This window comes from Leclercia sp. EC_58 (assembly GCF_019584355.1).
Classification (GTDB): Bacteria; Pseudomonadota; Gammaproteobacteria; order Enterobacterales; family Enterobacteriaceae; genus Enterobacter.
The window spans coordinates 348,655-373,142 of sequence record NZ_VDAM01000001.1 but is presented as its reverse complement, the minus strand read 5'-3'; the positions used below and the strand labels follow the sequence as shown (position 1 = coordinate 373,142).

The 24,488-nt window shown below is 58.1% G+C and carries 21 protein-coding genes; 11 read left to right on the top strand and 10 right to left on the bottom strand.

The window, feature by feature from the left end; translation table 11 throughout:
• Window positions 1-18: 18 nt before the first annotated feature.
• Genes cpdA through parE form a run of 3 tightly spaced genes read left to right on the top strand, consistent with a single transcriptional unit; the run spans window position 19 to window position 3,348 of the window.
• A complete protein-coding gene (cpdA, locus tag FHC51_RS01815) occupies window positions 19-846 on the top strand; it encodes a 3',5'-cyclic-AMP phosphodiesterase (protein WP_103176987.1) in 828 nt (275 codons plus the stop codon).
• Window positions 846-1,427 carry an esterase YqiA gene (gene yqiA / locus FHC51_RS01810; RefSeq protein ID WP_103822872.1) on the top strand — a complete coding sequence of 194 codons (582 nt, stop codon included), beginning with the start codon at window positions 846-848 and terminating at the stop codon, window positions 1,425-1,427. The genes cpdA and yqiA overlap by 1 nt, the downstream gene beginning before the upstream one ends.
• A 28-nt stretch (window positions 1,428-1,455) precedes the next feature.
• The gene (parE, locus tag FHC51_RS01805; protein WP_220434784.1) at window positions 1,456-3,348 is read left to right on the top strand and encodes a DNA topoisomerase IV subunit B; all 1,893 of its coding nucleotides are present in this window, start codon (window positions 1,456-1,458) and stop codon (window positions 3,346-3,348) included.
• A gap of 83 nt (window positions 3,349-3,431) precedes the next feature.
• Here parE and FHC51_RS01800 read toward each other — a convergent pair whose 3' ends face one another.
• Window positions 3,432-4,268: an AraC family transcriptional regulator gene (locus FHC51_RS01800; RefSeq protein ID WP_103822871.1), complete on the bottom strand. Its 837-nt coding sequence runs from the start codon at window positions 4,266-4,268 to the stop codon at window positions 3,432-3,434.
• A gap of 166 nt (window positions 4,269-4,434) precedes the next feature.
• Between FHC51_RS01800 and FHC51_RS01795 the strand changes: the two genes are divergently transcribed.
• Genes FHC51_RS01795 through FHC51_RS01785 form a run of 3 tightly spaced genes read left to right on the top strand, consistent with a single transcriptional unit; the run spans window position 4,435 to window position 8,735 of the window.
• A complete protein-coding gene (locus FHC51_RS01795) occupies window positions 4,435-6,243 on the top strand; it encodes a DUF2264 domain-containing protein (RefSeq protein ID WP_220434783.1) in 1,809 nt (602 codons plus the stop codon).
• Window positions 6,244-6,274: 31 nt separating this feature from the next.
• Complete coding sequence (locus tag FHC51_RS01790; protein ID WP_220434782.1) at window positions 6,275-7,519, top strand: oligosaccharide MFS transporter; 1,245 nt, start codon at window positions 6,275-6,277, stop codon at window positions 7,517-7,519.
• A 28-nt stretch (window positions 7,520-7,547) separates the two neighbouring features.
• A complete protein-coding gene (locus FHC51_RS01785; protein WP_103176975.1) occupies window positions 7,548-8,735 on the top strand; it encodes a glycoside hydrolase family 88 protein in 1,188 nt (395 codons plus the stop codon).
• Window positions 8,736-8,756: 21 nt separating this feature from the next.
• On the opposite strand, the gene FHC51_RS01780 is transcribed toward FHC51_RS01785, so the two are convergent.
• From FHC51_RS01780 to qseB, 6 genes are all read right to left on the bottom strand, one after another.
• The gene (locus FHC51_RS01780; protein ID WP_255584726.1) at window positions 8,757-9,287 is read right to left on the bottom strand and encodes a hypothetical protein; all 531 of its coding nucleotides are present in this window, start codon (window positions 9,285-9,287) and stop codon (window positions 8,757-8,759) included.
• A gap of 20 nt (window positions 9,288-9,307) precedes the next feature.
• Complete coding sequence (gene lysM / locus FHC51_RS01775; RefSeq protein ID WP_156239775.1) at window positions 9,308-9,748, bottom strand: peptidoglycan-binding protein LysM; 441 nt, start codon at window positions 9,746-9,748, stop codon at window positions 9,308-9,310.
• A 193-nt stretch (window positions 9,749-9,941) separates the two neighbouring features.
• The gene (locus FHC51_RS01770; protein ID WP_103822963.1) at window positions 9,942-10,256 is read right to left on the bottom strand and encodes a putative quinol monooxygenase; all 315 of its coding nucleotides are present in this window, start codon (window positions 10,254-10,256) and stop codon (window positions 9,942-9,944) included.
• A gap of 29 nt (window positions 10,257-10,285) precedes the next feature.
• Window positions 10,286-10,867, bottom strand: coding sequence for an NAD(P)H-dependent oxidoreductase (locus FHC51_RS01765; RefSeq protein WP_103176972.1), 582 nt, complete (start codon window positions 10,865-10,867; stop codon window positions 10,286-10,288).
• Between the two features lie 106 nt (window positions 10,868-10,973).
• Window positions 10,974-12,323, bottom strand: a complete 1,350-nt coding sequence (gene qseC / locus FHC51_RS01760) for a quorum sensing histidine kinase QseC (RefSeq protein ID WP_220434781.1) — start codon at window positions 12,321-12,323, stop codon at window positions 10,974-10,976.
• A complete protein-coding gene (gene qseB / locus FHC51_RS01755; RefSeq protein WP_103176970.1) occupies window positions 12,320-12,979 on the bottom strand; it encodes a quorum sensing response regulator transcription factor QseB in 660 nt (219 codons plus the stop codon). The genes qseC and qseB overlap by 4 nt, the downstream gene beginning before the upstream one ends.
• Window positions 12,980-13,118: 139 nt before the next feature.
• Between qseB and FHC51_RS01750 the strand changes: the two genes are divergently transcribed.
• From FHC51_RS01750 to ftsP, 4 genes are all read left to right on the top strand, one after another.
• Window positions 13,119-13,520, top strand: a complete 402-nt coding sequence (locus tag FHC51_RS01750) for a YgiW/YdeI family stress tolerance OB fold protein (RefSeq protein ID WP_103176969.1) — start codon at window positions 13,119-13,121, stop codon at window positions 13,518-13,520.
• Window positions 13,521-13,640: 120 nt separating this feature from the next.
• Window positions 13,641-15,899 (top strand): DNA topoisomerase IV subunit A, encoded by a 2,259-nt coding sequence (parC, locus tag FHC51_RS01745; protein ID WP_220434780.1) that lies wholly within the window; start codon window positions 13,641-13,643, stop codon window positions 15,897-15,899.
• A gap of 122 nt (window positions 15,900-16,021) precedes the next feature.
• Entirely contained in the window at window positions 16,022-16,759 is a 738-nt protein-coding gene (gene plsC / locus FHC51_RS01740) for a 1-acylglycerol-3-phosphate O-acyltransferase (RefSeq protein WP_103180982.1), read from the top strand.
• 58 nt (window positions 16,760-16,817) lie between these two features.
• On the top strand, window positions 16,818-18,230 hold the full coding sequence (gene ftsP, locus FHC51_RS01735) for a cell division protein FtsP (RefSeq protein ID WP_220434779.1): 1,413 nt from the start codon (window positions 16,818-16,820) through the stop codon (window positions 18,228-18,230).
• A gap of 39 nt (window positions 18,231-18,269) precedes the next feature.
• On the opposite strand, the gene FHC51_RS01730 is transcribed toward ftsP, so the two are convergent.
• Window positions 18,270-19,763 (bottom strand): TrkH family potassium uptake protein, encoded by a 1,494-nt coding sequence (locus tag FHC51_RS01730; RefSeq protein WP_220434778.1) that lies wholly within the window; start codon window positions 19,761-19,763, stop codon window positions 18,270-18,272.
• A gap of 205 nt (window positions 19,764-19,968) precedes the next feature.
• Between FHC51_RS01730 and FHC51_RS01725 the strand changes: the two genes are divergently transcribed.
• Window positions 19,969-22,143: a YgiQ family radical SAM protein gene (locus FHC51_RS01725; RefSeq protein ID WP_114316787.1), complete on the top strand. Its 2,175-nt coding sequence runs from the start codon at window positions 19,969-19,971 to the stop codon at window positions 22,141-22,143.
• Between the two features lie 86 nt (window positions 22,144-22,229).
• Here FHC51_RS01725 and dkgA read toward each other — a convergent pair whose 3' ends face one another.
• Both dkgA and yqhD read right to left on the bottom strand, forming a co-directional pair.
• Window positions 22,230-23,057 (bottom strand): 2,5-didehydrogluconate reductase DkgA, encoded by an 828-nt coding sequence (dkgA, locus tag FHC51_RS01720; RefSeq protein WP_220434777.1) that lies wholly within the window; start codon window positions 23,055-23,057, stop codon window positions 22,230-22,232.
• Window positions 23,058-23,162: 105 nt separating this feature from the next.
• A complete protein-coding gene (gene yqhD, locus FHC51_RS01715) occupies window positions 23,163-24,326 on the bottom strand; it encodes an alcohol dehydrogenase (protein WP_103176964.1) in 1,164 nt (387 codons plus the stop codon).
• Window positions 24,327-24,488 lie beyond the last annotated feature (162 nt).

The window sequence follows — 24,488 nt, the reverse complement described above, 5'->3', positions numbered from 1 at the left end:
CCTACCTAAGGACACCATTTGGAAAGCCTGTTGAACCTGACTGTTGCTGGTGGGGCGCCAGTCAGGGTATTACAAATTACCGATACTCACCTGTTTGCCAATAAGCATGAAACCCTGTTAGGTGTGAATACCTGGGAGAGTTATCAGGCTGTTCTGGAAGCCATTCATGGCCAGAAGCGCGAATGCGATTTGATTGTCGCAACGGGCGATTTGGCGCAGGACCAAACCGCCGCGGCTTATCAGCATTTCGCTGAAGGTACCGCGAGCTTTCACGCGCCCTGCGTCTGGTTACCGGGAAACCACGATTTTCAACCGGCGATGTACAGCGCACTTCAGGATTCAGGCATTTCGCCCGCTAAACGGGTCTACGCCGGCGACCACTGGCAGATTCTGCTGCTCGACAGCCAGGTCTTCGGCGTGCCGCACGGTGAGCTGAGCGATTTTCAGCTGGAGTGGCTGGAAGCGAAACTGGCGGCTGAGCCGGAGCGCAACACGCTGCTTTTACTGCATCATCATCCGCTGCCGGCAGGATGTAGCTGGCTCGATCAGCACAGCCTGCGCAACTCCGCCGCCCTGGATCAGGTGCTGGAGAAATTCCCGCGGGTGAAGCACTTGCTCTGCGGACATATCCATCAGGAGCAGGATCTCGACTGGAACGGTCGTCGCCTGCTGGCTACGCCTTCTACCTGCGTGCAGTTCAAACCGCATTGCGCGAACTTCACGTTAGATACCATTGCGCCAGGCTGGCGCTGGCTGGAACTGCATGCCGACGGCTCGTTGACCACCGAAGTCTGCCGTCTGGAAGGCACCCGGTTCCGCCCGGATACCGCGTCAGAAGGCTACTGATGTCTGCGCTCCTTTATCTGCACGGGTTCAACAGCTCCCCGCGCTCGGCAAAAGCGACGCTGTTTCGCCAATGGCTGGAGGTTCATCATCCCGACGTCGAGATGATCGTCCCGCAGCTGCCGCCGTACCCTGCAGACGCCGCCGAGATGCTGGAGACCATCGTCATGGCTCACGGCGGCGAGCCGTTCGGCGTGGTGGGCTCTTCCCTTGGCGGCTACTACGCCACCTGGCTCTCCCAGTGCTTTATGGTACCCGCCGTGGTGGTGAATCCAGCGGTGCGGCCTTTTGAGCTGCTGGTGGGCTATCTTGGGCACAACGAGAACCCCTACACCGGACAGCAATATGTGCTAGAGTCTCGCCATATTTACGACCTCAAAGTGATGCAGATTGATCCGCTGGAAGCGCCAGATCTTATCTGGCTGCTGCAACAGACGGGTGATGAAGTGCTGGATTACCGCCAGGCAGTGGCGTATTACGCCTCTTGCCGCCAGACTGTAGAAGAGGGTGGTAACCACGCTTTCACGGGCTTTGAGGATCATTTCACCCAGATTGTCGATTTTCTCGGTCTGCACAGCCTCTGACAATCGCTGCGAATTGCTAGTTTAAATCATGACGCAAACCTATAACGCTGATGCCATTGAGGTACTCACCGGGCTTGAGCCGGTTCGCCGCCGTCCGGGGATGTACACCGATACTACGCGCCCAAACCATCTGGGCCAGGAAGTAATTGATAACAGCGTCGACGAAGCGCTGGCGGGTCATGCCAGACGCGTTGACGTTATTCTGCATGCTGACCAGTCGCTGGAAGTGATCGACGACGGGCGCGGCATGCCTGTCGATATCCACCCGGAAGAGGGTGTGCCGGCGGTTGAACTGATCCTCTGCCGCCTGCATGCGGGCGGGAAGTTCTCCAATAAAAATTACCAGTTCTCAGGCGGTCTGCACGGGGTAGGTATCTCCGTGGTGAACGCCCTGTCCAAACGGGTGGAAGTGACCGTTAAGCGCGACGGCCAGGTCTACAACATCGCCTTTGAGAACGGCGATAAAGTGCAGGATTTGCAGGTGATCGGTACCTGCGCGAAACGCAATACCGGCACCAGCGTCCACTTCTGGCCGGACGAGAGCTTCTTCGACAGCCCGCGTTTCTCTGTTTCTCGCTTAACGCACATCCTGAAAGCGAAAGCGGTGCTCTGCCCTGGGGTAGAAATTACCTTCAAGGATGAGGTCAACAACAGCGAGCAGCGCTGGTGCTACCAGGATGGTCTGAATGATTACCTGGACGAAGCGGTTAACGGCCTGCCAACCCTGCCGGAAAAACCGTTTATCGGTAATTTTGCCGGTGATACGGAAGCGGTGGATTGGGCGTTGCTGTGGCTGCCGGAAGGCGGCGAGCTGCTGACCGAAAGCTACGTTAACCTCATCCCGACCATGCAGGGCGGGACGCACGTGAACGGCCTGCGCCAGGGGCTGCTGGATGCGATGCGTGAGTTCTGTGAATACCGCAACATTCTGCCGCGCGGCGTGAAGCTGTCGGCGGAAGATATCTGGGAGCGCTGCGCCTACGTCCTCTCCGTGAAGATGCAGGATCCGCAGTTTGCCGGTCAGACCAAAGAGCGTCTCTCCTCGCGCCAATGCGCGGCGTTCGTCTCCGGCGTGGTGAAAGATGCCTTCAGTCTGTGGCTGAACCAGAACGTACAGGCCGCAGAAATGCTGGCCGAAATGGCGATCTCCAGCGCCCAGCGCCGTCTGCGCGCGGCGAAGAAAGTGGTGCGTAAAAAGCTCACCAGCGGCCCTGCGCTGCCGGGCAAGCTGGCGGACTGTACTGCGCAGGATCTGAACCGTACCGAGCTGTTCCTCGTGGAAGGGGACTCTGCGGGCGGGTCGGCCAAGCAGGCGCGCGACCGTGAATATCAGGCGATCATGCCGCTGAAGGGTAAGATCCTTAACACCTGGGAAGTCTCTTCCGATGAGGTGCTGGCGTCGCAGGAGGTGCATGACATCTCGGTGGCGATCGGTATCGATCCGGACAGCGAGGATCTGAGCCAGCTGCGTTACGGCAAGATCTGTATCCTCGCGGATGCGGACTCCGATGGGCTGCACATCGCCACCCTGCTGTGTGCGCTCTTTGTGAAGCACTTTCGCACGCTGGTGAAAAACGGCCATGTCTATGTGGCGCTGCCGCCGTTGTACCGTATCGATCTCGGTAAAGAGGTCTATTACGCCCTGACGGAAGAAGAGAAAGCGGGCGTGCTGGAACAGCTTAAACGCAAGAAGGGCAAACCTAACGTGCAGCGCTTTAAAGGGCTGGGCGAGATGAACCCTTTACAGCTGCGTGAAACCACGCTCGATCCGAACACCCGCCGTCTGGTACAGCTCACCATCAGCGATGAAGATGAGCAGCAGACCACCGCGGTGATGGATATGCTGCTGGCCAAGAAGCGCTCGGAAGACCGCCGCAACTGGCTGCAGGAGAAGGGCGACCTGGCGGATATCGAGGGTTGATGCCTTGCCGGGCGGCGGCTGCGCCTTGCCCGGCCTACCCGCACCTGTAGGCCCGTGCAAGCGAAGCGCCGCCGGGCATTGCGTCAGGCCGCATGATTCTTCCGGTACTGCAAGGGCGTCTCTCCGATGCCCTTTTTAAATGCGCTGATAAAGTAGGTCACGTCCGAAAACCCCACCCGCGCGGCAATCTCCCGCACGCTCGCCTCCGAATGCAGCAGGCACTCACAGGCTTTGCGTAATCGTAACGTATTCAGGTAATCGTGAATTTTCTCCCCCGTTTCCGCATGGAATTTCCGGGATACGTAGCTGCGGGATTTCCCCAGCTCGTCTGCCAGCGCATCAAGACTGAACTTATGCTGATAGTGCTCGTCCAGCCAGAACATTACCTGGCTGGCGATACCGTGGCTGTTGCCGGGCTGGCCTTCGTCATCGTGCGGCAGCATGGCGAACAGGCTAATCAGCAGGCTGGCGATGCGCTCGCTGTTCAACGGCGGCGGGTAGCAGCTGAAGAGATGATCGAGATGGCTGTGGCAGTGGGCCATGTCCGCTACCCAGGCTTCTCCTCCCCGTTGGGACAGCTTCTGGAGTCGTTGTTGGGTCTGCGGGAAGTCGCGCAGGGCTTTCATTACCGCATGCTGATCGAGATGAATAATGGTCCGGCGGTAATTCGCTTCGGCCTGGGGATCGACCATCACCTTGTGCAGGGTAAAGGGGGGAAAGAAAAACAGCCTCCCCGGGCGCATGGTGTAGTGACGATTATCGACAATCGCCACGCCAAAGCCCTCTTCGACATAGAGGATCTCCAGACACTGGTGCCAGTGGTGATAGCGCACGGTGTTGGCGAACAGGCGACTGAACGACACGAGGGTATCGTTCAGGGTGATGAGCTCAAGGTGTTCCGCCGTGGGGGTCTCGCGCATAGTGCAATAAAACTCAACTTTTCCCTTTTCTTTCCCCTTTATAAACCACCTTTTTAAATTTCCTCAACTGCGGGTTTATTCATCTCTCACTCCTGTGACCCGGCTAACATTTCTGCACCTTGCTGATTAACTATGCTTTGCCGCAGTTGATTGCGAGGACGAGCGTATGTGCGCGGCAAATAAAGAAAAATCAAATCCGTTGTCATCCCGCCAGGATCTGGTGGCGGCCCTTAATACCCTGCTGGCCGCGGTGGATAAGCAGTTCCCGGCGGGTAGCTCCCGTTTTTCACTGGGCGATACCAGCGCCCACTACGCCACCGATGTCGCGCAGATGGAGGGGCTCTCCCGGGTCTTGTGGGGGCTGTTTCCGCTGATGGCCGCAGGCGACAGTACGCCGTTCAGCGATAAATACCTCACCGCCATTAAGCAGGGGACCGATCCGCAAAGCGCAGGCTACTGGGGCGAAGCCGGGCCTTATGACCAACGTCTGGTGGAGATGGCGGCCTATGGCCTCGGGCTGGCGCTGCTGCGGGACAAACTCACTGAACTGTTTAACGAACGTGAGCTGATGAACCTGCACGCCTGGCTGAACCAGATCACCGACGCGACGATGCCGGACAGCAACTGGAACTACTTCGCCATTATGGTCCAGCTTGGCTTTAAGCGCGCCGGGCTGCCATACGATCAGCAGGCCATCGATCGCCGCTTCGCCATGATGGAGGCCTACTATCTGGGGGACGGCTGGTATTCCGACGGTCCGGGTCGGCCAAAGGACTATTACATCTCAATGGCGTTTCACTTTTACGGTTTGATCTACGCCACCCTGAGTGGTGATGAGGCGAGGGCAGAGGTGCTGCGCCAGCGTTCGCGCCTGTTCGCGGAAGATTTTATCTATATGTCCGCTGCCGACGGCGCCTCGGTGCCCTTTGGCCGCAGCCTGACCTACCGCTTCGCGATGGTCGCCTTCTGGAGCGCAGTGGCTTTTTCCGGACTGAAGGTGTTTACGCCGGGGATCGTGAAAGGGATCATCCTCCGTCATCTGCGCTGGTGGCAGCAGCAGCCGATGACCGATCGCGACGGGATCCTGACGCTTGGCTTCGCCTACCCGAACCTGGCGATGTGCGAGGACTATAACTCCCCCGGCTCGCCTTACTGGGCGCTGAAAACCTACCTGATTTTGTCCCTGCCGGAGAGCCATCCGTTCTGGCAGGCAGAAGAGCAGCCATTACCTGCGCTTGCCGAAAAGCGTGTCATTCCCCATGCCCAGCAGATCCTGATGCACGCGGATCACGTCACCATGCTTACCGCCGGACAGCTGGAGCTGAACAACTACGTTAACACTGAGGCGAAATACACCAAATTTGCCTACTCCAGCCGCTTTGGGTTCACCATCGAGCGCGGACGCTTCGGCATCAAGCATGCCGCCTGCGACTCCATGCTGCTGCTGGCCGATGGTGATAACTACTTCCGCGGACGCCGTGAATGCGAGGCGGTCCGCGTCGAAGAGAACTTCATCTTTTCGCGCTGGTCGCCGTGGCATGACGTCCATATCGACAGCTGGCTGGTGCCCTTCGGCGAGTGGCATCTGCGCCTGCACCGCATTAACAGCGCCCGCACGTTGCAGACGGTGGAGGGCGGGTTTGCGGTAATGAAAACCGACCACCAGCTTATCGGGCGCGGCAGTTATCTGAATGCCGCGAACGGCAGCAGCGTCATTGTTGATCTGTCGCCTGTCATTAGCCGTCAGCCTGACAGCGTGGTGACGCCACCCAACAGCAGCATCATGTTTGCCGAATGCGCCGCCATTCCGGTGCTGACCACCCCTCTCCCGCAGGGGGAGAGCTGGCTGTGCAGCGCGGTATACGCCTCCGGGAAAGCGCGTGCAGAGGCAAACACACCACAACTGAAAATAGAAGATAACCGGGTCGTTATTTGCGCGCCCGGAAGCGAACGTAAGCTGTCGTTCATTTTATAAGAGCCTTACCCTGGATATCGGCGAGGATGGTATGAGCAACAAAACTGAATATTACAAAATCAGCAGTTTTATTTTTCTCTATTTCTTTACCTGGTCGGCCAGTATTGGTTTGCTGGCGATCTGGCTCGGGCAAAAAGCCAACCTGAGCGGCTCGGTGATCGGCACCGTATTTGCGGTAAACGGTGTCTTCTCCGTTATTCTGAAACCGATCTATGGCTACATTCTGGATAAGATCGGCATGAGCAAATACCTGCTCTATTTTGTGGTGGCGATGTCCGCCCTGATGGCGCCGTTCTTTATTTATGTCTATCAGCCGCTGTTAATGTCCAACACCATGCTGGGGATTATTATTGGCGCGCTCTATTTAAGTTTCGCCTGGTATGCGGGCGTCGCGGCGTGCGAATCCTATTCCGACCGTTTCAGCCGTCTGAACGGTATGGAATTTGGTCAGATCCGTATGTGGGGATCGCTGGGCTGGGCGGTGGCATCGTCGTTCTCCGGCCTGCTGTTTAACCTCTCTCCTGCGTACAACTTTATTATGGGCAGCGTGGCGTCGGTCATTATGCTGATTGTCCTCCTGAGCCTGAAGGTGAACACCAACTCGGCCCATGCGGGTGAGGTGCTGACCAAAGAGAAAATCGTTCCGGCGGACGTCTACGCCCTGCTGCGCAGCCGCAAATTCTGGGCCTTCTGCCTGTACGTAGCGGGCGTGGCGTGGATGATGTTTATCGCCGAGCAGCAGTTCTCGCGCTATTTCGTCACCTTCTTTAATGACGTGCACCAGGGCAACGCGGTATTTGGCTATCTGGGCACCGTGCAGTCGGGCATGGAATTTATCATGTATATGGTGATCCCGCTGTTCGTGAATTTTATTGGCGCCAAACGCGGGTTATTAATTGTCGGCCTGATTGTCGGGGCGCGCCTGATTATTTCCGGGATCTGCGATTCACACCTACTCATTTCGGTTCTCAAACCGCTGTACGGTCTGGAGATCTGTCTCCTGCTGGTGTCGGTCTTTAAGTATATCGCCGAGCATTTCGATAAACGCGTGAACGCCACCATGTATCTGCTGGGCTATCAGGCAATGCTCTACGTCGGTAATGTCGTGGTCTCTTCCCCTGCGGGTTATATGTATGACCGCATCGGCTTTGAGCAGACCTATATCATCATGGGTGCCACGGCGCTGACCTTTACCCTTATTTCCGCCTTCACGTTATCCGCCTGCCAGAGCAAATGGCGCGGCGCAAAAACGCTGAACGTTGTTGAACATCATTAATTTACGTCGTCAAAGAAGGAATCGAATTATGTTAAGTCGTATCACCGAGGAACGTCTGGCCGATATTCCCGTGCCCGTGGATGAACGCGCCTTTAGCGATGAATTAATCTCGGCGCGCAGCCATATCCTCGACCTGATTAGCCGTCATTTAACGGAATTCGGTGACAAATTCCCGGCAGAAACCTGCAAAGAGGGGTTTTATCCCCTGACCGATAACGTCGAATGGACCACCAGCTTCTGGACCGGGCAGCTGTGGCTGGCGTGGGAGATGAGCGGGGACGAGAAATTCCGTGAGATGGCCCAAAAACACACGCGCTCGTTTGGCCTGCGCATTGCCGGGCGCAGCGACACCAACACCCACGATCTCGGCTTCCTCTATACGCTCTCCTGCGTGGCGGACTGGCGACTGACCGGCAGTCGCGAGGCGCGCGGCTTCTCGCTGCTGGCGGCGGAAGCCCTGCTGGAGCGCTTCCACGAGAAGGCGAAGATCATCCAGGCGTGGGGCGATCTGGCCGATCCGGAACAGGCCGGGCGGATGATCATCGACTGCAACATGAACCTGCCGCTGCTCTACTGGGCGACGGAGCAGACCGGCGATCCGCGCTTTGCCGAGGCCGCTAAAGCGCATGTGATGCAGGCCGCAACGTACCTGATCCGTGACGATGCCTCCACCTTCCACACCTACTATATGGACGTGGTCACCGGCGCGCCGCGCTACGGCAATACCCAGCAGGGCTATGCGGACGACTCCTGCTGGTCGCGGGGTCAGGCGTGGGGGATTTACGGCTTCCTGCTGAGCTATATCTATACCGGCGACGAGACGATGATTGCCCTGTCAAAACGGCTGGCAAACTACTTCCTCAACCGTCTGCCGGAGGATTACGTCTGTCACTGGGATCTGGCGCTGGTGGGCACCGACGCGCTGCGTGATTCATCGTCGGCGGCGATTGCGGTATGCGGCCTGCTGGAGCTGGTGAAGCACCTGCCGGTGACTGACCCGGATCGCGAGCGCTATCTGGCGTGGGCGAAAGGGATCATGTCCTCGCTGACCAGGCACTACCTGATGGGGAAAGAGGAGAAGGGCAACGGCGTGCTGAAACACTCCGTGTATCACCTCGCTAGCAACAAGGGCGTGGACGAGTGCGCCAGCTGGGGGGATTACTTCTACGTCGAAGCGCTGGTGCGTTTTACCCAGAGCTGGAAACTGTACTGGTAAAAAATGGCTGGGGTGATGATGTCACCACCCCAGCATCTCTTTGATGACCCGCCGGTAAGGGGTATCGATCTGCTCCGGCACCCGATTGATGTAATCCCGCGCATGCTGGCGGGTCTCGCCGCTCAGGCTATCCAGATAAACAATGGCTTCATCCACGGTGGGCACGCGGCCCTCGAGGGAGGCGCTTCTCGGCGGCAGCCCGGTCCAGATCACCGCCTCAATGCCTCTCTCAACCGCCCATCTCGAAAGCAGGCCGGTGTGGCGGCCTTCGATCAGCAATGAACCTATACCGTCACAACGATCTTCCGGGATCCCCTCGCGTTCACGCAACGCCTGACAGGCCACGCTCAGCGTTTCCACATTAAGCCATGCCCAGAGCACCGGTACGGCAGGCGCATTCATACAGATGGCGGTTGCCAGTTCACCGCCGTCACTGACCCGGCAAAACTCGACGGGCAGCGACGGTCCGTCGGTTTTCCACTCCCCGGCGACGGGGAGTGAGCCGCTTTTCCAGACCAACGAGCCCCAGCCCAGACAGGCTATCTTCATCATCTTCTCACTGTACGGCGCTATCAGGCTTCCGGAATACGCAGCGTCTGGCCAGGATAAATTTTATCGGGGCTGGAGAGCATAGGGCGGTTGGCTTCGAAGATTTTGTTGTACTGCGACGCATCTCCATACACCGTTTTGGAGATAGCGCTCAGCGTATCACCCGATTTGACCGTGTAGTAGGTGGCTTCATGTTGGGTATCGGTGGCGGTGATGGTGTTTTCCACCTCGCTGACGCCCGCGATGTTCCCTACCGCGACCTGGATTTTTTCCTTCTGCTCCTGGGTGAGTCCGTCACCCGTCACCACGGCCTTACCGTCGTTGACGTTGACCTGTACTTTGTCGGCGCCCGGTATGTTGAGTTTTTTAAGGTGTTCAGTCACCTTATCGCTCTGACCTTTGTGATCGGTCAGGTTGTCCCACAGCTTTTCACCTGCTTCTTTAACGAAGTTAAAAATTCCCATTCCTTCCTCCAGATAACAATGAAATCAGAAATAAGCATAGCAGGTGCGTTTCGAGGTGATAAAAAAAGCCCGGAAACGCTATGCGTACCGGGCCTGAGATTCGGTGCTGTTGGTATTGCCGGGCGGCACTTCGTTTGCCCGGCCTACGGTTTTGTAGGCCCGGTAAGCGTAGCGCCACCGGGCAAAACAGGGGTTAAACCCCGTTTTCCAGAATACGGATATGCGTTTCCAGAACATCCCCTTTCACCGCCTCGCTCCACGCTTTCATGTGCGGGGTCTGCAGATGCGCTTCAAGGTGCGCCACGGTTTCCCACTGCTCAACCATCACGATGGAGTCGGGGGCGGTGGTCTGGAAGCTGACGCCTGCTGCGGTGTCCACCATCGGCGCGTAGCCGTGGCAGCCGGCTTCTTCTAAAACGGTCGGGATAATTTTAGCGAACTGATCCAGCACCGCCTGACGGTGATGTTGGCCAGGACGGGTACGAATTTCAGCAATAACGGTAAGCATGGTCATTTCTCCTGATAACATGCAACCAGTTAAGCAAAAATTTCAGCCAGATGCTTGCGATATTCTGCGATATAGCGTGGCACGTCCGGCATTTTGATCACGTCGTTGGTGATAAAGGTCGGCAGCGCCTCCATTCCCAGGAACTGGTTGGCCTTGTGGAACGGCAGATAAACACCGTCCACGCCCACGCCGTGGAAGAACTGATCTTCTTCGGTGAAGGCCTCTATCGGGGCGTTCCAGGTGAGGGAAAGCATGTACTTTTTCCCCTGAATCAGACCGCCGGAGCCATATTTTTTCGAGGCATCTGAACGGGTGCGGCCATCGCTGGCATACAGCGCGCCGTGGCCTTCGGTAAAGACATCGTCCATGTACTTTTTCACGGTCCACGGCGCGCCCATCCACCAGCCAGGCATCTGCCAGATCACCACGTCAGCCCAGAGGAAGTTCTGCACTTCGGCCTGGATATCGTATTCACCGTCGGTGCGCACGACTTTAACATCATGCCCGGCGTCGCGCAGGAAGCCGTCCGCGACCTCGGTCAGGGTGTCATTCAGTTGGCCATTGGAGTGGGCGAATTTTTTTGCGCCGTTGATAATTAGGATATTGCTCATTAAGTTGTCCTCAGAGTAGCGAGTCTGAGGGCTATTCTACGCGCGACAGCGGTGCGGTGAAATTAGCAAAATGTGCAAAGTCTTTTGCTATAACAGCAATAATTCCCTACCAGCCGACGGTGACGGCAAAGCCGCCCTCTGACGCATTCCCGAGTGTTACCGTCATTCGATGCAGGGCGGCAATCCGTTTGACGATAGATAACCCCAGCCCGCTGCCGGTTTGCTCCTGTCCTGGCGGGCGATAGAAGCGCTCGCCGATCCGCGCCAGCGCCTCGGGGGCGATGCCTGGTCCGTTGTCTCGGACGGTAAAACTGCGGCTATCGAGCGTAACCTCCACCACACTGCCGCGCGGGCTGTAGCGGACGGCGTTATCCAGCAGATTACGCACCAGCAGGCTCAGCAGCAGCTGCTGGCCAGGGCGGGTGACCTGCGGGGCGTTGATATTCAGGCGCATCTCGATCCCGGCCTGCTGCGCCGGAGGGTAGATCTCCATCACCGCCGACTGGAGAACATCGGCCAGCACCAGGGATTCCACGTCATCGAGGCTCTCCAGCGAATCCAGGCGCGACAGGGTCAGGAGCTGCTCAACCAGCCGCGATGCCCGGTCGATACCGGCGTGTAGCTGGTTCAGCGCTTTGCCCTGCGCCTCAGGATCGTCCAGCGACAGCTGCGCCACGTCGGTCTGCACTTTCAGGGCGGTGAGGGGGCTGCGCAGTTCATGGGCGGCATCGGAGGTAAAGCGGCGCTCGCGGGCCATCATCTCCTGGGTGCGGGCGAACAGATGATTCAGCGCATCGAGCAGCGGGCGAACCTCAACGGGCACGCCGTGGGTCGGCAGGCGGTCAGTGGCATCCGGTGAGCGGAGGCGCAGGGTTTGCGCCAGCTTTTTCAGCGGGTGCAGTTCCCGGCTCAGCAAGACGATAAGCAACAGCAGCATCACCGGCAGCGCCACCAGCCAAGGCGTGAGCTGCGATCGCACCACGTCCAGCGCCATCTCCTGACGGTACTCCCGCTCCTGGCCGACCACCACCCGGTACTTGCCGTCCGGGGCGGTGAGCCAGAGGAAGCGCCATTCGTCGTTATCGTCGTTGAGCTGGCCGTTATCAAACCCTTCCCGGCGATAGTGATACGGAATGTCGCGCCCGTTTTCGCCGTCGTTAAGCACCATTTTGCCCTCGGGGGTGTAGATGGCGAAGGCCAGCACATCGTCATCCAGATGGCCGTGACGGGCTTTTTTCGGCACCTCGCGCATGCGTTCCGGGGCTTTGAGCTCGTCGAGATCCATCGTCAGCAGCCTTCTGGCAAACAGCATCTGCTGGGTGTCAAACAGCTTATCGAGCTTATCGGTGGTCTGGTGCCAGGCGACGATGCTCGCGGCAAACCACGCCGTCAGCGACAGGGCTAAGAACAGCAGCGTCAGGCGCAGCTTGAGGCTGAGGCGTTGGGTCAGTTTCATGCGTCACCCAAGGTATAACCGATGCCGTGCACGGTGCGGATAACATCGCTGCCGAGCTTGCGGCGCAGATGGTGTATGTGGACTTCTATGGCGTTACTGGAGACGTCGTCATCCCAGGTATAGAGCTTCTCTTCAATCAGCTTCCGCGGCAGGACGCGGCCTGCGTTGCGCATCAGGAGTTCCAGCAGGGCAAACTCTTTCGGCTTCAGCACCAGAGTTTCGCCGTTTAGCGTGGCGACGAGGCTGGTAGGATTGAGCGTGATCTTACCGTGGCGCAGTTCGCTGTGCGCCTGCCCGTGGCTGCGGCGCACCAGCGCCTCCAGGCGGGCGGCCACCTCAATCAGGGCGAAGGGTTTACAGAGATAATCGTCAGCCCCCAGGCGCAGCCCCTCGACGCGCTGATCGAGCGCATCCCGCGCGGTTAATATCAGCACCGGTTCGTCGCGCCCCTGTGCCCGCCATTCGCGCAGGATTTGTAGCCCGTCGAGGCCGGGCAGCGTCAGGTCGAGTACCACGGCGTCGTAGGGGGCGCTGTAGAGCGCCGCGCGGCCCGTTTCGCCGTCGGTGAACCAGTCCACGCAAAAGCCCATTTTCGTCAGCCCGGCTTTAATGCCGTCGCCAATCAGCCTGTCATCTTCTACCAGTAAAATGCGCATGTTTCCCTCCCTGATGCCGTCAGTAAACCCTCTGTTACGCACAGCTGTACAGTAAAAAAATTTAAATTTTCCGCTTAAGAAGTTGTTAAGGTTTACCCTGTTTAATGGATTGCGAAACGACATTAAAGGGAGAGTTAAGATGAAAAAAATCGCTGCTATTGCTGCCATCATGATGATCACCTCCGCGCCGGTGTTTGCGGCACAGGGTGGATTTAATGGCCCATCCGCGACGGCAACCCAGACGCAAACCCAGCAGGGCGGGTTTGTCGATAATGACGCTAACCTCACCACGGCGCAGAAGGTCAAGGATATGAAGGATGACAGCTGGGTGAAACTGCGCGGGACGATTACCGAGCGCCTCTCTGACGACCGTTATACCTTCCGTGATGAGAGCGGCACGGTAACGGTGGAGATCGACAATAAACACTGGAACGGCCAGACCATTACCCCGCAGGATAAGGTTGAGCTGCAGGGCAAGGTCGATAAAGAGTGGAACGATTTCGAAATCGACGTGAAACAGGTTATCAAGCTGAATAAATAACCCATCAAGGGGCCGCTATTCCGGCCCCTTTTTCTTTGTGACTCGACTCGCCAGATAAGGTAGTATCTGCGGCAATATTGCCTGAAACCAACTGGTTTCTGAGTTGAGGAATCCCATTTTATGAGCGATATGGCAGAGCGCCTCGCGCTACATGAATTCACGGAAAACGCCTACCTGAACTACTCCATGTACGTCATCATGGACAGGGCGTTGCCGTTTATTGGAGATGGCCTGAAACCCGTTCAGCGCCGCATCGTTTATGCGATGTCTGAGCTGGGTCTGAACGCCAGCGCCAAGTTTAAAAAATCCGCCCGTACCGTGGGTGACGTGCTGGGTAAATACCATCCGCACGGCGACAGCGCCTGCTATGAAGCGATGGTGTTGATGGCTCAGCCGTTCTCCTACCGCTATCCGCTGGTCGACGGCCAGGGGAACTGGGGTGCGCCGGACGATCCGAAGTCGTTCGCGGCGATGCGTTATACCGAATCCCGTCTCTCAAAATATGCCGAACTGCTGCTCAGCGAGCTGGGGCAAGGCACCGTGGAGTGGGTACCGAACTTCGACGGTACGCTGCAGGAGCCGAAAATGCTGCCTGCGCGTCTGCCGAACATTTTGCTGAACGGCACCACCGGCATTGCCGTCGGGATGGCGACGGATATCCCGCCGCACAACCTGCGTGAAGTGGCGAAAGCGGCCATCACCCTGATTGAACAGCCGAAGACCACGCTGGACGATCTGCTGGATATCGTGCAGGGGCCGGACTTCCCGACCGAAGCGGAGATCATCACCTCCCGCGCGGAAATCCGCAAAATCTACCAGAACGGTCGCGGCTCGGTGCGCATGCGCGCGGTGTGGACCAAAGAGGATGGCGCGGTGGTGATCACCGCGCTGCCGCACCAGGTTTCCGGCGCGAAGGTGCTGGAGCAGATCGCCGCCCAGATGCGTAATAAAAAGCTGCCGATGGTGGACGATCTGCGCGATGAATCTGACCACGAAAACCCGACCCGTCTGGTGATCGTGCCGCGTTCCAACCGTGTGGATATGGAGCCGGTGATGAATCACCTGTTCGCCACCACCGATCTGGAAAAAAGCTACCGTATCAACCTGAACATGATCGGGCTGGATGGCCGCCCGGCGGTGAAAAACCTGCTGGAGATCCTCACCGAATGGCTGACCTTCCGCCGCGATACGGTGCGCCGTCGTCTGAATCACCGTCTGGATAAAGTGCTTAAGCGCCTGCACATCCTCGAAGGTTTGCTGGTGGCGTTCCTCAACATCGACGAAGTGATTGAGATTATCCGTACCGAGGATGAGCCGAAGCCGGCCCTGATGTCGCGCTTTGGCATCAGCGAAACCCAGGCGGAAGCGATCCTTGAGCTGAAACTGCGCCATCTCGCGAAGCTGGAAGAGATGAAAATTCGCGGTGAGCAGAACGAGCTGGAAAAAGAGCGCGATCAGCTGCAGGCGATCCTCGCCTCCGAACGCAAGATGAACAACCTGCTGAAGAAAGAGCTGCAGGCTGACGCCGATGCCTTCGGCGATGAGCGTCGTTCTCCGCTGCACGAGCGTGAAGAAGCGAAAGCGATGAGCGAGCATGACCTGCAGCCGTCCGAGCCGGTGACCATTGTGCTGTCACAAAGCGGCTGGGTGCGTAGCGCCAAAGGTCATGATATCGACGCGCCGGGTCTGAGTTACAAAGCGGGCGACAGCTTCAAAGCCGCCGTGAAGGGCAAGAGCAACCAGCCGGTGGCCTTTATCGACACCACCGGGCGCAGCTACGCCATCGACCCGATTACGCTGCCGTCAGCGCGCGGGCAGGGCGAGCCGCTCACCGGCAAGCTGACGCTGCCGCCAGGGGCGACCATTGAGCATATGCTGATGGAAGGCGATGAGCAGAAGCTGCTGCTGGCCTCCGATGCGGGCTACGGCTTCATCTGTACCTTTAACGATCTGATCTCGCGCAACCGTGCGGGCAAGGCGTTGATTAGCCTGCCGGATAACGCCCGGGTCATGGCTCCGCTGGTGATTGAAGACGAGAACGACATGCTGCTGGCGATCTCCGCCGCGGGCCGCATGCTGATGTTCCCGCTCAGCGATCTGCCGCAGCTGTCGAAAGGCAAAGGCAATAAGATCATCAACATCGCCGCGGCGGATGCGGCAAAAGGGGAAGACAGCCTGGCGCACCTCTTTATTCTGCCGCCGCAGAGCACGTTGACCATCCATGTGGGTAAACGCAAAATCAAGCTGCGCCCGGAAGAGCTACAGAAAGTGGTGGGCGAACGTGGACGCAAAGGATCGCTGATGCGTGGCTTGCAGCGCATTGACCGTGTAGAGATCGACTCTCCACACCGCGCGACATCGGGCGACAACGAAGCGTAACAGAGCACCTCCCCCTCCGCTCAGGAGGGGGACTCGTGAAAAACATCCGTTATAGAAACAAAAGAGTTACCCGCTAACAGTTGCAGTATAATCGTCAACTGTCAGGGGTTTTTGAGGTCGCTATGCTATTAATTGTTCGTACCATTCTTGCCGTTATCTACTGCATTCTGGTCTGTATCTTCGGCTCTGTTTATTGCCTGTTCAGCCCGCGTAATCCAAAACATGTCGCTACCTTTGGCCACATGTTTGCCCGTCTGGCGCCGCTGTTTGGCCTGAAGGTAGAGACGCGTCTGCCGGAAGGGGCAGAGAAATTTGGTAACGCTATCTATATCGGTAACCACCAGAATAACTACGATATGGTGACCGCAGCGAAAATCGTGCAGCCGCCAACCGTCACCGTGGGCAAGAAAAGCCTGCTGTGGATCCCGTTCTTCGGCCAGCTCTACTGGCTCACCGGTAACCTGCTGATTGACCGTAACAACCGGGCCAAGGCGCACGGCACGATTGCCGAGGTGGTGAACCACTTCAAAAAACGCAAGATCTCTATCTGGATGTTCCCGGAAGGGACCCGCAGCCGGGGTCGTGGCCTGCTGCCGTTCAAAACTGGCGCATTTCATGCCGCAATTGCGGCAGGCGTACCGATTATTCCAGTGTGTGTTTCCAACACATCGAATAAGATAAACCTGAATCGTCTGCGTAACGGTCTGGTCATCGTAGAGATGCTGCCGCCGGTCGATGTCAGTAAATATGGCAAAGACCAGGTACGCGAGCTGGCGGCACATTGCCGCGAATTAATGCTGAATAAAATCGCTGAGCTCGATAAAGAAGTCGCAGAGCGAGAAGCTGCTGGCAAGGTTTAAGCCGGCTTAAAGGGAAAACGAATTCCCGTGTGTTAGTGCGTTTATAGATGGAGCCATTATGTCACTCAGTCGCCGTCAGTTTATTCAGGCATCGGGGATCGCCCTTTGTGCAGGCGCGGTTCCGCTGAGGGCAAACGCCGCCGGGCAGCAGCAGCCGCTGCCCATTCCGCCGTTACTGGAATCCCGCCGCGGGCAGCCGCTGTTTCTGACGCTACAGCGTGCCCACTGGTCGTTTACTCAGGGTACCCGGGCTTCGGTCTGGGGCATCAACGGACGTTACCTCGGCCCGACGGTGCGCGTCTGGAGCGGCGATGACGTCAAACTGATCTACAGCAACCGTCTGGCGGAGAACGTGGCCATGACCATCAGCGGGATGCAGGTGCCGGGTCCGCTGCTGGGCGGTGCCCCGCGCATGATGTCCGCAAGCGCCGACTGGGCACCGGTTCTGCCGGTCCGCCAACGCGCCGCCACCCTCTGGTATCACGCCAACACCCCGAACCGCACCGCGCAGCAGGTCTACAACGGTCTGGCCGGGATGTGGCTGATAGAGGATGAGGTCAGTAAATCCCTGCCGATCCCGAACCACTACGGGGTGGATGACTTCCCGCTCATCATTCAGGACAAGCGGCTGGATAATTTCGGTACGCCGGAGTACAGCGAGCCGGGCAGCGGCGGTTTTGTGGGTGACACGCTGCTGGTCAACGGTGCGCAAAGCCCCTATGTCGAGGTGTCACGCGGCTGGGTACGCCTGCGTCTGCTGAATGCCTCCAACTCGCGTCGCTATCAACTGCAGATGAGCGATGGCCGCGCGCTGCACGTCATTGCCGGGGATCAGGGCTTTTTACCGGCTCCGGTGTCGGTTAAACAGCTGGCGCTGGCGCCGGGCGAGCGACGCGAAATTCTGGTGGATATGACCAACGGCGAAGAGGTGTCGATCACCTGTGGCGAGGCGGCGGGCATCGTTGATCGTCTGCGCGGTTTCTTTGAGCCGTCGAGCATTCTGGTCTCGACGCTGGTGTTAACCCTGCGTCCAACCGGTCTGCTGCCGCTGGTGACCGATACCCTGCCGATGCGCCTGCTGCCGGAGGAGATCCTGAGCGGTACGCCGGTGCGCAGCCGAGATATCAGCCTTGGCGACGACCCGGGCATTAACGGCCAGCTATGGGATGTGAACCGCATCGATATTACCGCCCAGCAGGGCTCCTGGGAGCGCTGGACGGTGCGCGCCGACAGGCCGCAGTCTTTCCATATCGAAGGGGTGAGTTTCCTGATCCGCAACGTCAACGGCGCCATGCCGTTCCCGGAAGACAGAGGCTGGAAGGATACCGTCTGGGTCGACGGGCAGGTGGAACTGCTGGTCTATTATGGGCAGCCTTCCTGGCCGCACTTCCCGTTCCTGTTCCACAGCCAGACGCTGGAGATGGCGGATCGCGGCTCGGTGGGGCAGCTGCTGGTGAATCCGGCCCCGTAATTCTCTCCCGCCCGGCATCCTCTGCCGGGCGTGTTGTTTCTAGGCCCGCCAGAAGAAGCGCGAGCAGAGGATCAGTATCGGATAGATCTCCAGACGCCCCAGAATCATCGCCACACACATCAGGTATTTTGCCCCTTCCGTCAGCGTACCAAACGTTGAGGCAGTTTCACCGAACCCCAGCCCCATATTGTTGATGCAGGCGGCGACCGTGGCGAAGGAGGTAAACAGATCGTACCCCATCAGATTCAGCGCCCAGATAAAAAAAGCGGTAAACAGGACGTAGAGAAAGAAGAAGCTCCAGACCGAACGCAGTACGCGCTCGTTGACCACGCTTTTACCGATGCGCACCGGCAAAAGGGCGCGTGGATGGCCAAGCTGGTGCAGTTCCTGGCGGCACTGTTTGAACATGATCAGAAAACGCAGCGCCTTGATCCCGCCGCAGGTGGAGCCGATGCAGCCGCCGAAGAAGCTGGCCAGTAACAGTAAAAAGATGGTGTGCGCGGGCCATTGGGCATAGTCCCCGGTCGACAGGCCATTATCGGTCATCATCGAGCTGGCAAGAAAAAAGGCATGCACCAGACTGTCAGGGATGTTGTACATCCCTGCATGCCAGACCTGCCAGGCGGTGATCAAAATGATGATGGCCGCGGCAATCAGAAAGAACTTGAGCTCCTGGTTACGGCGAAACGGCTTCAGCGTGCGGCGGGTGATGGCCACATACCAGAGGGTAAAGTTGAAAGCGGAGAGCAGGGAGAACAGCCCGGCGACCAGCTCCACGGCGTGGCTGTCGTAAAAACCGATACTCTCCGAACGGGTGGAGAAGCCGCCGAGGGAGACGGTTGAGAGCCCGTGGCACAGCGCGTCGAAGAACGACATCCCCGCAAGCCAGTAGGCCAGCGTGCAGGTCAGCCCCAGCAGCAGATAGGTGAGCCAGAGAGTGCGTGAGGTATCCGCCAGCCGGGGAGTGAGGCGCTCCTCTTTAAACGGTCCTGGCATTTCAGACTGGTAAAGCTTCATGCCACCAATGCCGAGAAACGGCAGCACCGCCACCGCCAGCACGATGACCCCAAGGCCGCCGATAAAATTGAGCTGCGCGCGATAGTAGAGATACGATTTTGGCAGGGCGCTGACGTCGCCAATCACCGTAGCCCCGGTGGTGGTAATCCCCGATACCCCTTCAAAAAGCGCATCCGCCAGCGAGAGTTTCTGCGCGTCATCCATCCACAGCGGCATGGCGCTAATCAGCGAAAAGAGGAACCAGAACAGTACGATAATCACAAACCCGTCGCGGGTGCGCAGCTGGATCCCGGCATGCCTGGTCATCAGCCATGTGCCGCCGCCGAGGGTAAAAAAGGTCACGAAGGTGCTCAAAAAGGCGATATAGCTGCGCTCTTTATTTGCCAGCGCGATTGCCATCGCCGGCAGCATCGAGAAGCTGTAAAGCAACACCAAAAACCCGCACAGATGCATCACAACCTGTAGCTGGGAAACCTGAGAAGAGTGGCTGCCTCGCAAAGTGTCATTCCCCGTCATGGCCGCTTTTGCTGAGCAAAAACGGGCTAAAAATCCTGCGTATTAAAGCGGTTATTCGTCAGCGCGCGGCATTCTAGCAGGTTGTTTACAGCCCTTGTGGAAGTTTCGTTAACCTGGCGCCATTTTGGCGCGTTCCCCACTTCATTTATTGCAGAAGAACAGCGTATAATCGCCGCCCTTTGATTATTTTTTCTTCGGAAGCATTATGAGCGCAATTTCCCTGATCCAGCCGGATCGTGACCTCTTCTCCTGGCCGCAGTACTGGGCGGCCTGCTTTGGACCGGCGCCTTTCCTGCCGATGTCTCGTGAAGAGATGGACCAACTTGGCTGGGACAGCTGCGACATTATCCTGGTGACGGGTGACGCTTACGTCGATCACCCGAGCTTTGGTATGGCGATCTGCGGTCGCATGCTCGAAGCCCAGGGCTTCCGCGTCGGGATCATTGCCCAGCCTGACTGGAACAGCAAAGATGATTTTATGCGCCTCGGTAAGCCGAACCTCTTCTTTGGCGTTACCGCGGGCAACATGGACTCGATGATCAACCGCTACACCGCCGACCGCAAGCTGCGTCACGACGACGCCTACACCGCGGATAATGTGGCGGGCAAGCGTCCGGATCGCGCAACCCTCGTCTACACCCAGCGCTGCAAAGAGGCCTGGAAAGATGTGCCGGTCATTCTCGGTGGCATCGAGGCGAGCCTGCGCCGTACCGCGCACTACGACTACTGGTCTGATACCGTGCGCCGTTCGGTGCTGGTGGACTCCAAAGCCGACATGCTGATCTTCGGCAACGGCGAGCGTCCGCTGGTGGAAGTGGCGCACCGTCTGGCGCAGGGCGAACCGGTGGGCGATATCCGCGACGTGCGTAATACCGCGATCATGGTGAAAGAGGCGCTGCCGGGCTGGAAAGGGGTGGATTCCCGTATCATCGATATGCCGGGCAAAATCGACCCGATCCCGCATCCGTACGGCGAAGATCTGCCCTGTGCGGATAACAAGCCGGTTGCGCCGAAGAAAGCCGAAGCAAAAGCTATCGTGGTGCAGCCGCCGCGTCCGAAGCCGTGGGAAAAGACCTACGTGCTGCTGCCATCCTTTGAGAAGGTAAAAAGTGACAAGGTGCTCTACGCGCATGCGTCCCGTATTCTGCACCATGAAACCAACCCGGGCTGTGCCCGTGCGCTGATGCAAAAGCACGGTGAGCGCTACATCTGGATTAACCCGCCGGCAATCCCACTCTCTACCGAAGAGATGGACAGCGTGTTTGCGCTGCCGTACAAACGCGTGCCGCACCCGGCATACGGCAACGCCCGTATCCCGGCGTATGAGATGATCCGCTTCTCGATCAACATTATGCGTGGCTGCTTTGGGGGCTGCTCTTTCTGTTCGATCACCGAGCATGAAGGGCGCATTATTCAGAGCCGCTCTGAAGACTCCATCGTCAACGAGATCGAAGCCATTCGCGATACGGTACCGGGCTTTACCGGGGTCATCTCCGATCTGGGTGGCCCGACGGCCAACATGTATATGCTGCGCTGTAAATCGCCACGCGCAGAGCAGACCTGCCGTCGTCTCTCCTGTGTCTATCCGAGCATTTGCGAGCACATGGACACCAACCACGAACCGACGATCAACCTCTACCGTCGCGCCCGCGATCTGAAGGGCATCAAGAAGATACTCATCGCTTCCGGGGTGCGTTATGACATCGCCGTGGAAGATCCGCGCTACATCAAAGAGCTGGCGACCCACCACGTGGGCGGCTACCTGAAGATCGCTCCGGAGCATACCGAAGAGGGGCCGCTGTCGAAGATGATGAAGCCGGGGATGGGGAGCTACGACCGCTTTAAAGAGCTTTTCGATACCTATTCGAAGCAGGCCGGGAAAGAGCAGTATCTGATCCCGTACTTTATCTCCGCGCACCCGGGCACGCGTGATGAAGACATGGTGAACCTGGCTCTGTGGCTGAAGCAGCGTCGCTTCCGTCTGGATCAGGTGCAGAACTTCTATCCGTCGCCGCTGGCGAACTCAACCACCATGTATTACACCGGCAAGAACCCGCTGAGTAAGATTGGCTATAAGAGTGAAGATGTGGTGGTGCCGAAGGGGGACAAACAGCGTCGCCTGCATAAAGCCCTGCTGCGTTATCACGATCCGAAAAACTGGCCGCTGATCCGCCAGGCGCTGGAAGAGATGGGCAAAAAGCACCTGATTGGCTCACGCCGCGACTGTCTGGTGCCTGCGCCAACGGTTGAAGAGATGCGCGAAGCGCGCCGCCAGAACCGCAATACACGTCCGGCCCTGACCAAGCACACGCCAATTGTGCATCAGCGTTCGAACGGTGGGGCGAGCACGAAGAAGAGTGTAAAACGTAAGAGCGGTTAAACCGCATTGCCCGGTGGCGCTTAGCTTACCGGGCCTACGATCTGACATGTAGGCCGGGTAAGGCGAAGCCGCCACCCGGCTTTTTACTAACCGCCAAACTGGTCCGGATCCGGGCCTAAACGCTTGCCTTTATCCAGCTTCGCAATTTCACCCAGTTCATCTTTATCCAGGCGGAAATCCCACACGTTGAAGTTCTCAGCGATGCGCGACGGGGTGACCGATTTCGGGATCACCACCAGACCGCAGTCCAGATGCCAGCGAATGACAATCTGTGCCGGGGTTTTGCCATACTTATCGGCCAGATCGCGGATAATTCTCTGATCGAATACCCCTTCGCCGCCCTGGGCCAGCGGGCTCCAGGATTCGGTCTGGATCTTGTGGGTCGCATTCCAGGCATGCAGCTGGCGCTGCTGCATCAGCGGGTGCAGTTCAATCTGGTTGATCACTGGGGCGACGCCTGTCTCATCAATCAGGCGCTGCAGATGGTGAACCTGGAAGTTACAGACCCCGATGCTTTTTATCAGCCCGGCTTTTTGCAGCTCAATCATCCCTTTCCAGGCATCGACGTAATGGTCGATAGCCGGAACCGGCCAGTGCATCAGATAGAGATCGACAAAATCGAGCTGCAGCTTGTCCAGGCTCTCCTGCAGGGCTTCTGCCGGACGCTTCTGGTCGTCATTCCACAGCTTGGTAGTAATGAACAGCTCTTCGCGGGGTACGCCAGCGCTGGCAAGGGCCTTGCCGACGCCCTCCTCATTTTTGTAGGCGGCAGCGGTATCAATGGAGCGATAGCCGACTTCCAGTGCTTTATGAATGGCGGAGACGACCTCGTCGTTACCGGCTTTCCATACGCCGAGCCCCAACTGGGGCATTACGTTGCCATCCTGAAGCTTGATTACGGTTTGGTTTGCCATTTTTCCTCCTTCATTGGACATCCACCAGGAGTGATCCCCTGGTGGCGTATGTGCATTAAGCCTGGCCTAAATGCCGAAAAACGGAAGGCAATCGCGTAAAATCAGTTAGCGAGCGGCCTCGTAAATACGGCGGCTTACATCGAGAGTAATGTCATGATGTTCCCCGATTTGCGTCATGCCGTGCTCCTCAAGTTTTGCCAGCAGGGCAGGGATGGAACTGCCGTCCAGACCGTAGCCGGAGAGACGCGTCGGAACACCCAGCTGCTCGAAGAAGTTGCGGGTGGCAGCGATAGCCGCATCGATACGCTCATCTTCAGAACCGGCAGTAATACCCCAGACGCGCTCAGCGTACTGCAGCAGCTTGCCACGCTTGGTGTCGCGTTTTTCATTCCACAGCGCAGGCAGAACCACGGCCAGGGTCTGGGCATGATCGAGGCCGTGCATCGCCGTCAGCTCGTGGCCCAGCATGTGGGTTGCCCAGTCTTGCGGCACGCCGGCACCAATCAGGCCGTTCAGCGCTTGGGTGGCGGCCCACATCACGTTGGCGCGCACTTCGTAGTTTTCTGGCTCTTTCAGCGCCAGCGGGCCATCTTCGATCAGGGTCAGCAGAATGCCCTCGGCGAAACGATCCTGAATCTTCGCGTTTACCGGGTAAGTAACGTACTGCTCAACAGTGTGGACAAAGGCATCCACCACGCCGTTCGCCACCTGACGCGGCGGCAGGGTGTAGGTGTAGACCGGATCCAGCACCGCAAACACCGGCTGCACGTGCTCGTTCATAAAGGCCTGCTTGTCGCCGGTGGTTTTACGGGAGATCACCGCGCCTTTATTGGACTCGGAGCCGGTCGCTGGCAGGGTCAGTACGGAGCCCATCGGAATGGCGCTCTTGATGTCGCTGCCGCCGGTTTGCAGGATGTGCCACGGGTCGATGGTTTCATCATAATGGGCTGCCGCGGCAATGAACTTGGTGCCGTCCAGCACCGAGCCGCCGCCCACCGCCAGCAGGAAGGTGATCTGCTCGTCGCGGGCGATTTTCACCGCCTTCATCAGCGTTTCGTAAGAGGGGTTTGGCTCAATGCCGCTGAACTCGCGCACGTCCATGCCTTCCAGCGCGGAGTAAACCTGATCCAGGACGCCATTCTTCTTCACGCTACCGCCGCCATAGGTAATCAGGACGCGGGCGTTGGCCGGGATCTGCTCGCGCAGATCGGCGATGGCGCCTTTACCAAACAGGATGCGGGTTGGGGTATGCAGATTAAAATTGTTCATTGTTCGTTCCCTTTGGTGGGTGAAAAAACAGGGCGGCACAGAGGGCTGCCTGATGGTGCTCATTGTGGCGAGCGTACGCGCTCCTCTCAATGCACATTCCTGCCGTTGTCTTGCCCATTTCTACACAGTGCTGGAGAAAACGGGAAAAAATGCGCACACTGC

Excerpts from the sequence above, each read along its gene's own strand:
- FHC51_RS01750 (WP_103176969.1), top strand. The coding sequence starts at position 13,119 with ATGAAAAAAATCGCTGCTATTGCTGCCATCATGATGATCACCTCCGCG.
- FHC51_RS01730 (WP_220434778.1), bottom strand. The coding sequence starts at position 19,763 with ATGACGGGGAATGACACTTTGCGAGGCAGCCACTCTTCTCAGGTTTCC.
- FHC51_RS01770 (WP_103822963.1), bottom strand. The coding sequence starts at position 10,256 with ATGCTTACCGTTATTGCTGAAATTCGTACCCGTCCTGGCCAACATCAC.
- yqhD (WP_103176964.1), bottom strand. The coding sequence starts at position 24,326 with ATGAACAATTTTAATCTGCATACCCCAACCCGCATCCTGTTTGGTAAA.
- FHC51_RS01765 (WP_103176972.1), bottom strand. The coding sequence starts at position 10,867 with ATGAGCAATATCCTAATTATCAACGGCGCAAAAAAATTCGCCCACTCC.
- FHC51_RS01785 (WP_103176975.1), top strand. The coding sequence starts at position 7,548 with ATGTTAAGTCGTATCACCGAGGAACGTCTGGCCGATATTCCCGTGCCC.
- parC (WP_220434780.1), top strand. The coding sequence starts at position 13,641 with ATGAGCGATATGGCAGAGCGCCTCGCGCTACATGAATTCACGGAAAAC.
- FHC51_RS01800 (WP_103822871.1), bottom strand. The coding sequence starts at position 4,268 with ATGCGCGAGACCCCCACGGCGGAACACCTTGAGCTCATCACCCTGAAC.
- FHC51_RS01795 (WP_220434783.1), top strand. The coding sequence starts at position 4,435 with ATGTGCGCGGCAAATAAAGAAAAATCAAATCCGTTGTCATCCCGCCAG.
- parE (WP_220434784.1), top strand. The coding sequence starts at position 1,456 with ATGACGCAAACCTATAACGCTGATGCCATTGAGGTACTCACCGGGCTT.
- yqiA (WP_103822872.1), top strand. The coding sequence starts at position 846 with ATGTCTGCGCTCCTTTATCTGCACGGGTTCAACAGCTCCCCGCGCTCG.
- FHC51_RS01725 (WP_114316787.1), top strand. The coding sequence starts at position 19,969 with ATGAGCGCAATTTCCCTGATCCAGCCGGATCGTGACCTCTTCTCCTGG.
- qseC (WP_220434781.1), bottom strand. The coding sequence starts at position 12,323 with ATGAAACTGACCCAACGCCTCAGCCTCAAGCTGCGCCTGACGCTGCTG.
- FHC51_RS01780 (WP_255584726.1), bottom strand. The coding sequence starts at position 9,287 with ATGATGAAGATAGCCTGTCTGGGCTGGGGCTCGTTGGTCTGGAAAAGC.
- ftsP (WP_220434779.1), top strand. The coding sequence starts at position 16,818 with ATGTCACTCAGTCGCCGTCAGTTTATTCAGGCATCGGGGATCGCCCTT.
- FHC51_RS01790 (WP_220434782.1), top strand. The coding sequence starts at position 6,275 with ATGAGCAACAAAACTGAATATTACAAAATCAGCAGTTTTATTTTTCTC.
- qseB (WP_103176970.1), bottom strand. The coding sequence starts at position 12,979 with ATGCGCATTTTACTGGTAGAAGATGACAGGCTGATTGGCGACGGCATT.
- plsC (WP_103180982.1), top strand. The coding sequence starts at position 16,022 with ATGCTATTAATTGTTCGTACCATTCTTGCCGTTATCTACTGCATTCTG.
- dkgA (WP_220434777.1), bottom strand. The coding sequence starts at position 23,057 with ATGGCAAACCAAACCGTAATCAAGCTTCAGGATGGCAACGTAATGCCC.
- lysM (WP_156239775.1), bottom strand. The coding sequence starts at position 9,748 with ATGGGAATTTTTAACTTCGTTAAAGAAGCAGGTGAAAAGCTGTGGGAC.